This is a genomic window from Helicobacter sp. (genome assembly GCF_022511165.1).
GTDB lineage: Bacteria > Campylobacterota > Campylobacteria > Campylobacterales > Helicobacteraceae > Helicobacter_C.
Genome location: NZ_JAFLSB010000075.1, coordinates 1 through 2306, shown reverse-complemented (window position 1 = coordinate 2306; position 2306 = coordinate 1). Strand labels below are relative to the sequence as shown.

The 2306-nt window shown below is 37.0% G+C and carries 2 protein-coding genes; both read left to right on the top strand.

The features are described 5' to 3' along the window. The first annotated feature begins 146 nt into the window (after positions 1–146). Positions 147–1217 carry a UDP-N-acetylglucosamine 2-epimerase (non-hydrolyzing) gene (gene wecB / locus J1E28_RS07725; RefSeq protein WP_291028459.1) on the top strand — a complete coding sequence of 357 codons (1071 nt, stop codon included), beginning with the start codon at positions 147–149 and terminating at the stop codon, positions 1215–1217. Beyond that, entirely contained in the window at positions 1217–2173 is a 957-nt protein-coding gene (locus J1E28_RS07720; RefSeq protein WP_291028457.1) for a Gfo/Idh/MocA family oxidoreductase, read from the top strand. The genes wecB and J1E28_RS07720 overlap by 1 nt, the downstream gene beginning before the upstream one ends. The last annotated feature ends 133 nt before the right edge of the window (positions 2174–2306 follow it).

The following is a 2306-nucleotide window of genomic DNA, read 5'->3' as shown; positions in this document are numbered from 1 at the left end:
ACCCCTCAATCTATGGCAAAGGCTTTAAACGCTCTTACCAAAAAGCAAATCCTTATCTACAAAGAAAATGCTAATAAAACCGCTAAGATTTTAAATGCCACTAGAGAGGGAGAGAAGCTTTTAAATATTATTGAGAGGGTGTTGGATTGAAGATAGCGAGTGTTGTGGGTGCAAGACCACAATTTATAAAAGCAGGTGCGTTAAGCCGAGCTTTTGCACAAGATAAAACAATCCAAGAGATGATCATTCATACAGGGCAACATTATGATAGCAAGATGAGTGAAGTATTTTTTCAAGAGCTAGAAATCCCCAAACCCTCTTATAATCTTGGTATTGGTGGACTTTCTAGCGGAGCAATGACAGGGAGAATGATAGAAAAAATTGAAGAAGTCTTAAAGCAAGAAAAACCTGATTTTACCCTTGTCTATGGGGATACAGATTCCACTCTAGCAGGGGCTTTAGCGAGTGTGAAATTGCATATTCCCCTTATTCACATTGAGGCGGGTTTAAGGAGCTTTAATATGCAAATGCCCGAAGAAATCAATCGCATCTTAACAGATAGAATTGCTAAACTTTTATTTGCACCTACCAAAAAGGCGGTTGAAAACCTTAAAAAAGAGGGTTTTGAATCTTTTGATTGCAAAATTATAGAATGTGGCGATGTGATGTATGATGCGCTCTTGCATTATCAAAAAAAAGCAAAAAAAAATAATCTTAACTTGCCTCAAGATTTTATCCTCTGCACCCTTCATCGTGCTGAAAACACAGACTATCAAGAAAGATTAGAATCTATCCTCAAAGCCCTTGATAAAATCTCAAAACAAATGCTCGTTGTGCTTCCCTTGCACCCAAGAACCAAAAATATTTTAGAAAAAAGCAAGATTCAAACTAAATACATTCTTTTTATTGAGCCCTTGAGTTATTTGGAGATGATTTGGGTGCTAAAACAATGCACAATGGTAGCCACAGACAGCGGTGGATTGCAAAAAGAAGCTTATTTTTTCAAAAAACCTTGTATGGTTTTGCGTGATGAAACAGAATGGGGCGAATTAGTAGAGAGAGGCTATAACTGCCTTGTGGGTGCAAGAGAAGAGCAAATCTTTAAAGCCTTTGAGGTTTTTTCCAATATCAGCATAAAGTTTGATAACTCCCTCTATGGTGAGGGTAATGCAAGCTATAAAATACTACAAGCCATTAAAGAGGAGACACAAAGGTAATGAAAAAATTTGGACTTATTGGCGTAGGAGGCTATATCGCCCCTAGACACCTTAAAGCTATCAAAGCAAATAATGGCACACTTGTGTGTGCGCTTGATAAAAACGATTCTGTGGGGATTATGGATAGCTATTTTCCAGAGGCTGATTTTTTTACGGAATTTGAGCGGTTTGATAGGCATATAGATAAACTAAGACGCAAGGGACAAAAGCTTGATTTTATCTCTATTTGTTCGCCAAATTATCTGCACGATAGCCACATCCGCTTTGGTTTGAGAAGCCAAGTTGATGTGATTTGTGAGAAGCCTTTAGTTTTAAATCCGTGGAATATTGATGCTCTTGAGGCGATTCAAGAAGAAACGGGGAGAAAAGTTTATAATATTTTGCAACTTCGATTGCATAAGAGCATTATTGAGCTGAAAAATAAGATTCAATCTATCTTACAAAAAGAACCTAATAAAATTTTTGATGTGGATTTGACTTATATTACTTCGCGGGGCAAGTGGTATTTTATTTCTTGGAAAGGAGATATAACCAAAAGTGGTGGAGTAGCGACTAATATCGGGGTGCATTTTTTTGATATGCTTTCTTGGATTTTTGGAGATGTGAAAGAGAGCAAAGTGCATTTTTTAGATGAAAAAAGTGCAAGCGGTTTGCTTGAGCTTAGTAATGCAAGGGTGCGTTGGTTTTTATCAGTGGATTCTCATACGCTTCCCAAAGAGGCTTTGGAGCAAAATAAGCAGACTTTTAGGCTCATCAGTGTCAATGGTGAATCTGTGGAATTTAGCGATGGTTTTACTGATTTGCATACAGAAAGTTATAAGGCAATTTTAGAAAATAAGGGATTTGGACTAAAAGAGGCAAGAAAATCCATAGAGATTATACATCACATTCGTAACGCCCAAATCTTAGGATTAAAGGGTGATTATCACCCTTTATGCAAAAGTGTGTCATCTTAGGGCAAATCATCTTATATCAAAGGAATACAATGCAAAAGCATAATAATTTTTATCAACATATCAAAAAAATAGGTATCATCACCTATCAAGCTCCCCACCTCAAAACAGAGCAGGTGCTAGAGAGGCTTTTAGC

Bases quoted from the DNA above. Each gene is read 5' to 3' on its own strand.
- J1E28_RS07720 (WP_291028457.1), top strand. From the start codon at position 1,217: ATGAAAAAATTTGGACTTATTGGCGTAGGAGGCTATATCGCCCCTAGA.